Here is a 6567-nt window from a genome sequence, read left to right on the forward strand (position 1 = left end):
GAAGGCACGTGCCGCGATGGCCGCATTGGCGTCGAACGCGGCTTTTTCGGCGGCGGTAGCGAGGTGGGCGCCGGAAGCGCCCGAGATCGCCAGCAGTTCGCCATTCGGCAGCGCCGCCTGCTCGAGCAGGGTCGCGATCTCGGCATCGAGCCCGCCGTTGCGCCGCTTGGCGCGGCCGGACACGATGGGGCCGAGCTCGGCGTAGATTTTGCGCCCCCGGCTCGTCGCGTGCTCGCGCTGCTCCAGCACCAGGAAGGCGCCGCCGGATCCGGTCACCACGCCGCCGCCTTCGCCGTCCTGCCTCTGCCAGACAGGCTTCCAGTTGCCACGATGCAGGTAGCCGGCGAGTTCATAGCCGAGCAGCATGTCGGAATGTTCGGTCTGGAAGGCGCCGCCGACCAGCACATGCGTCGACTGTCCCGAGCGGATGCGCGCGGCGGCCGTCTCGACGGCGGCGACGCCGGCGCCTTCTTCGCCCATGAAGGTGCGGGAGGAACCGGTGACCTTGTGGACAATCGAGATGTTGCCGGCCAGAAGATTGGACAACTGGGCGAGGAACAGCGTCGGCCGCAGTTCGGTGGTCAGCTTCTCGTTGAGCAGGACGTCGCGGTCGTTGCGGCTTTCGGAAGCGGCGAGGATCGCGGCATCGACCGCCTCGTCGCGCTCGCCGCCGCCGGCCGCCACCACCATGTCCATGGTCGCGCAGAGCTCGTCATTGCCCTTGATGCCGGCATCGTCCAGCGCCAGACCCGCGGCATAGGTGCCGAGCCGCTGCCAGGTCTCCATCTGCCGCTGGTCGCCGCGCTTGGCGATCTGCAGGTTCCAGTCGATCTCCGGCAGCGGATGGATGGTGTAGGGCGCAAAGCGCGCGGCATCGAGCACCGGCTCGAGGCCGGGCTGGGCGAGTTTCTGCCAGTGGGCATCCGGACCCTCTCCCAGCGAGGAGACAAGGCCGATACCGGTGATGACGACGTCGTGGGGGCTCATGGGCGGCTGTTTTGGGTCAGCGGGCAGGGCACGTCAAGGCCGCGCCCGAACCGCCTCAGGCGTTCTTGGCCGCGACCAGCGCGTCGATCTTGGCGCACAGGTTCTTCATGACGAAGTAGTCGTCGGTCGAGGCCTTGCCGTCATTGACCTCCTGCGTCCACTTCTCCAGCGGCACCTTGATGCCGAATTCCTTGTCGATGGCAAAGACGATGTCGAGGAAATCGAGGCTGTCGATGCCGAGATCGTCGATGGTGTGGCTTTCGGGGGTGATCGTCTCGATATCGATCTCGCTGGTGTCGGCAATGATCTTGGCGACTTTGTCGAACGTGGTGGACAAGGGCTCTTCCTTCGGTTGCGGGCGGAATCTGTCCGCATCTTGTTTGGGCGCTGTCTAATCGGTTTTTCCGGGCAGGAAAAGGGCTGATAAGCCCGGTGCAGATGGGATGCTGGCTTTCGAAACGCAAGAAGGGCCGCCGGACTGCTGGCGGCCCTTCCCGTTGACGCAACGTCAGCTCAGCTGTCGCGGAGCTTGACCAGGTCGTTCAGCAGCCCGTCCGTCCCGTTGTGGACGGTCAGCCGCTCGACCTTGCCGGCGATGGCCTCCAGAGCCTCGAGCTCCTTCAGCCGCAGCATCACCGGGTTCTCGGCCATCACCTTCGCCGTGTTGAGGAGCGAACGCGTGGCGTTCGTCTCCTCGCGGCGGCGGATGACGTTGGCCTCGGCCTGCTTCTCGGCCGAAACCACCTGGTTGAGGATCTCGCGCATCTCGCCCGGCAGGATGACATCCTTGAGCGCGATATCGCTGACCTCGACCCCGATCTCGGCCATGTCGGCGCGGACCTTGGCCGCCGCCTCCTCGTCGACCGTCACCTTCTTTTCAAGGATCTGGTCGAGCGTCAGCGCGCCAAGCGTCTTGCGGAACGCGTACTGCAGGGCGCGGTAGAGGGCTTCAGAGAAGTCCTTCACCGCGCTCACCGCCTTGACCGGATCGAGGACCCGGTATTCGGCGGCGATGTTGACGCGGATCGTGACGCGATCCTTGGTCAGCACTTCCTGCCCGGCGACGTCGAGCGACTGGCGCTTGAGGTCGACGACCTTCATCTGCACCATGCGCCCGACGTTCCAGAAGCCGTGCACGCCGGCGGCAAGCGTCTGCGCCAGCGCCCCGTCGACGAACAGCAGTCCGGCCTGACCGTCGACCACCGGGTGAACGGACATCAGTTCCGTCTCGCGGGCCTGGCCGAGCCGGCGCATGAGAGCCGGATCGATCGCAAGATCGGCCGACGTGTCGACCAGCGTTACCTTCCACGGGCCGGCATCCGTCCACAGCACGAGCTTGCGATCCGGCGCCAGGACGGCATGGAGGTTGCCGTCACGCTCGATGACGGCGACATCCGTACGCCCGGTGCGAACGACGGTGAAATGACGCGCGGCCACCTCCGGGAGCTTGTCGAACAGCGCCTTCTCGTAGGCCGAAACGAATTCCGGGTTCTTCAGATCGTGCCGGGACACTTCAAGGCGCCCGCGCCGGTTGGCAAGCCAATGCTCGCCCGGCATCAGGACAGCCTTGATCTCCCCCTTGTAGAGGGTGACGGCCCGTTCGTTTTCCTTAACAAGGACGCGCTCGCGCCCAAGAACCTTGTCGAGAATGGTCATTGTCTTCACTCCTGTCGGGCATGGCCCCATGCGAGGCGTCAACTCATGCGTCGATCATCCTTTTCGTTTCTCGGTTCCTTTCCCGGCACGAATGATCCGGAGACCGGTGGCATCGCCAGGCAGCGGGCCGTCGGGAGCGGATCGCGAGACAGCGAAGCGGGCGCCGGAGGCCTTGGCCTCCCTTGCCGGCGACACTGCGCCTTGATCGTCACCGCGGGCCTGGCCGCGAGCCGATGGCGTCGGACCTTTCGATGCGGCCTTGGCCCGAAGGCCTAGGCCGTCCGTCAGGTCTTTCGCATTCCGGTCCCCGGACCGATTTTTCCGAATAACACCGTGACAGGGTGGCTTGGCTTGGAAGGCCAATGGAGAAGGATTCGAACCTTCGACCGTCAGATTCGCGATCTGATGCTCTACCCAACTGAGCTATCCGTGGTGCAGACAGCAGGATTCGAACCTGCGACCTCCGGACCCAAATCCGGTGCTCTCCCCCTGAGCTACATCCGCGATCCCAACCTCCGAAACGGCGCCGTACACAGGGCGGCAGAGCCGCCTGCGCGGGCGGAGGCAAAAGCTCCAACCGTTGTGCTCGCTTCGGTTTTCGTGACCGGGAGCGCGCCTATAGACCCTGCGACGGGTTGTCGCAAGCGGCATTGTCGCGGCGGATTTGCGGCTTCTTTCGGTAGTGGCATTTCGGCAACAGATGCAGCCGCCGATCGCGGCCTCGTCAGAAGGTGACGCGGCCAAGCACTTTGAGGCCGTCGCCCTGCGGCTCGACGACCACCGCCTCGCCTTCGCGGGGCGTGACGCCGGTCAGCGCCACGATGTTCTCCAGATGGGTGACCAGCACCAGATTGTCGGAACCGGAATAGCCGCGGATCTCGGCCATGATTGCCGCGACCTGCGCGGCCTTTTCCGCAGGGTCGGTCTTCAGGAGGTCGAGCGGCGCGAAGGGCTCCGGCTCAGCCTCGAAAGCGATGCGGGCGGTGTCGAGGCAGCGGCAGTAACGGCTGGAGAGCACGCGCTCGATGGGCGCGGCGCGGGCAGCGAATAAAGCGCCGATCCGGCTTGCCTGTTGCTGGCCGCGCGCCGAGAGGTTGAGCTGGGTCGGGCATTTGGCGATGTCGAAATTGGCCGGATCGGCGGTGCCGGTGACCATGGCATGGCGCAGCAGCACGATATGGCCGCCGTCACGCAACAATGCCCAGCCGGCATCCGTCGCATGCGCTGCGGCTGGGGCGACGAGCAGCATCAGCGCCAGCAGAAATCGAACCATCGGCCATCCTTCTTGCGTCCACCGGCGATGACGGCGGTGTGCGCATATAGGGACCGCAAAGCCGGCTGAAAGACAAGCACGGGCTATTTCTTCGCTAGTTGCTGCTTCACCAGCTCGATCTTCTTGTCGGTGAGCGGGATCGGGATGGTGTAGCCGGCTTCGGCAAAACCCTGCTTGGCGTTCTCGAAGAACTCGATCGCTTTCATATATTCGGCGTCGCCGCCGCCTTGGCTGGCGCGGTTCCAATGGACGTCGCCGAGATTGTTCTGAGCGAAGGCCCATTGCAGCGGTTGGCTCTCACGGGTGAACACCTTGAGTGTCGCCTGGAAGGCGGCTTCGGCCTCGTCCAGATATTTGCCGCTGCGTTCGAGCGTGCCGAGATTGAGCAGGCTCATGCCGATGCCGTTCTGCGCGTTTGCCCAGTCGACGGGCGCGGTTTCGAAGGTCTGCACCTCGAGCGCGGCCCGGCGCGCGGCGACCGACTCGGCCAGGGACTTGGTATCGCCTTCGGCCATGCTCAGCCAATGCAGCGCCGAGCCGAGGCCGGCCTGGGCCAGCGCCCATTGCCGCGGCGTCGTCTCGCGCTTGTATTCTCGCAACGCGTCGCGATAGGCCATCGCCGCATCCCTGTAGTGTTCCGGCTTGTCGGACAGGCCGCCGAGCAATTGCAGCGTGTTGCCGAGATTGTAGGCGGTCATCGCCCAGTCGAGCGGAAAGGCGCGCCTGGTGTAGATGCGCCGCGCCGCCCGGAAGGCGGCAACCGACTGCTCCAGTCTCGCCGGATCGCGGGCGCGCTGGCCGAGCGTCTGGTAGACCGAGCCGAGATTGTTCTGGGTGGAAGCCCAGTCCATCGGGAAACGCTTGCGGGTGAAGACGGTCAGCGCATCGCCATAGGCCGTCGCCGCTTCTTCGAGCTCGCCAGTGCCGAGATCGAAGCGGGCGGCGCTGCTCAGCGCGTTGCCGAGATTGAGCCGGCTGGTCGCCCAGGAAACCGGGAAGGTCTCGCGCGTGCGGATCTCGAGCGCGGCGCGGAAGGCCGCGGCCGCCTCGGTGATCTTCGCCTGATCGTTGCGCTGCGTGCCCAGCGACACCAGCGTGTTGCCGAGATTGTTCTCAACCATCGCCCACTGCGCCGGCGACTTCTCGCGCGTATATTCCTGCAGCGCCAGCCGATAGGCGGCCTCGGCCTCGGTGAGGCGTTCACCGCCGGGCTCCCGCTCCGAGAGCGCATAGAGCGCCAGGCCGAGATTGTTCTGCGAGGCCGCCCAGTCGAGCGGCACTTTCTCGCGCGGGCGCTTCACCAGCGTCGCGCGCATGGCGGCAACCGCCTCGTTCAAGTGCTTGGGGTCGCTCTCGCGCTCGCCGATCTTCAACAGCACATTGGCGAGATTGTTCTGGGCCGCGGCCCAATTGAGATCGTCCTTCTCGCGCTCGAAGACGGCAAGCGAGTCACGGAAGATCTGGGCTGCCGCTTCAAGCCTGGTCGTGTCGGTCTCGCGTTCGCCGATCGTCTGCAGCACCACCGCCATGTTGTTGCGGGTGATCGCCCAGTCGCGGTTCTGTTCGCCGTTGGGAATGAAGTTCAGGATTATCCGGTAGGCGTCGATGGCCTGTTGCAGCGCCTGTTTGTCGCCGGTGGCGGCACCGTGGGCGTTGAGCGCCTCGGCCTCCTGGTTCTTGTAGTTCCAGCGCAGCTTGTCGTCCCATTTCTCGACTAGCGCGAGGGCCTTGCCGTAGTCGCTCGCCGCCGATTTGTAGTCGAAGACCAGGGCGGAGGAGTCGGCGCGCCTGGCATAGATGGCGGCGTCTGCGAGCCGCTTCTGCTTGACCAGTTCCTCCGCCTGGTCGACGGCGCCGCTGGTCTGCTCGACCCGGGCCACCGCCTCGTCGAGGAACTTTCGCGCACTGACGATGGCGCCCTGGCCGATCGCCTTGTCGGCCGAGGCGACGAGGCGCTTGATCTCGGGGTCGTCGGTGCTGAGCGCGTCGCGCTCTGACAGCATCTTCTTCAGCCGCTCGGCCTGGGCATCGAGGAGCTTTTCCAGGTCCGTTGGATCCTCTGGTATCTTCTCCGTGCCCAGCGCCTTGAGCACGCCATAGAGCGCGTCGAGCGGCACGCCGTCCTGCTGCGAAGCCAGTTCCACTTGCGAGCGCTTCGGATCGGGCAGGTCGGCGATGGTCAAAAGCAGTTGCCGCCGCTCGCCGGTGATCAGCCCGTCATCGCCGGTCGGCTCCTGCGGCGCGACGCCGAAATAGAGCAATCTGCGCAGGCTTTCATTGACCCAGGGTCGCTGCCGCGCCTTGGTGTCGAGATAGACCTCCTCGGTCACCATGCGCATGACCGATCCGAATTCGGTGCCCTTCATCGCGGCGAGGTGGCGCAGCAGCGCCGCCGCATAGGGGCTGTTCTCGCCGGCGGCGCCATCGAGCGCGGGGCGTCCCGGCTCGGCGGCGAAGCCGACCACGGTTCCGAGGTTTTCCGTCGCCGGCGCGCTGCCGAGCGCCTTGGCGCCGCGCAACGGTTCCAGCCCGCCGGCGCCGATCGGCGAGGCCGAGGCGGTCGGCGCGCGGCGCAACTCCGCGCCGGGCGGGAACGGATTGGTGCGGCAGGCATCGAGCAGCATGATCGTCACCGGCACCGTCTTCTTCAG

Annotated in this window: 5 protein-coding genes and 2 tRNA genes; all 7 read right to left on the reverse strand. The window is 65.9% G+C overall.

Annotated features, from left to right (window positions below; translation table 11 throughout):
* Positions 1-987, reverse strand: a 987-nt coding sequence (locus EN745_RS26655; RefSeq protein WP_127422639.1) for a beta-ketoacyl-ACP synthase, incomplete at its 3' end; no start/stop codon positions are given.
* A gap of 55 nt (positions 988-1042) precedes the next feature.
* The gene (locus tag EN745_RS26660; RefSeq protein ID WP_126054139.1) at positions 1043-1324 is read right to left on the reverse strand and encodes an acyl carrier protein; all 282 of its coding nucleotides are present in this window, start codon (positions 1322-1324) and stop codon (positions 1043-1045) included.
* A 176-nt stretch (positions 1325-1500) separates the two neighbouring features.
* Positions 1501-2643: a slipin family protein gene (locus tag EN745_RS26665; RefSeq protein ID WP_189363169.1), complete on the reverse strand. Its 1143-nt coding sequence runs from the start codon at positions 2641-2643 to the stop codon at positions 1501-1503.
* A gap of 352 nt (positions 2644-2995) precedes the next feature.
* Positions 2996-3071: transfer RNA gene (locus EN745_RS26670), tRNA-Arg, on the reverse strand.
* A 2-nt stretch (positions 3072-3073) separates the two neighbouring features.
* A tRNA-OTHER gene (locus EN745_RS26675) sits at positions 3074-3147 on the reverse strand.
* Positions 3148-3367: 220 nt separating this feature from the next.
* On the reverse strand, positions 3368-3916 hold the full coding sequence (locus EN745_RS26680; protein ID WP_127422640.1) for a histidine phosphatase family protein: 549 nt from the start codon (positions 3914-3916) through the stop codon (positions 3368-3370).
* Positions 3917-3999: 83 nt separating this feature from the next.
* Positions 4000-6567, reverse strand: a 2568-nt coding sequence (locus EN745_RS26685) for a caspase domain-containing protein (protein ID WP_127422641.1), incomplete at its 5' end; no start/stop codon positions are given.

Source organism: Mesorhizobium sp. M4A.F.Ca.ET.022.05.2.1 (assembly GCF_003998845.1).
In the GTDB taxonomy this organism is placed as follows: domain Bacteria; phylum Pseudomonadota; class Alphaproteobacteria; order Rhizobiales; family Rhizobiaceae; genus Mesorhizobium.

What these genes read in the sequence shown, in the direction of transcription:
- EN745_RS26665 (WP_189363169.1), bottom strand. Translation starts at nt 2,643, where the DNA reads ATGACCATTCTCGACAAGGTTCTTGGGCGCGAGCGCGTCCTTGTTAAG.
- EN745_RS26680 (WP_127422640.1), bottom strand. Translation starts at nt 3,916, where the DNA reads ATGGTTCGATTTCTGCTGGCGCTGATGCTGCTCGTCGCCCCAGCCGCA.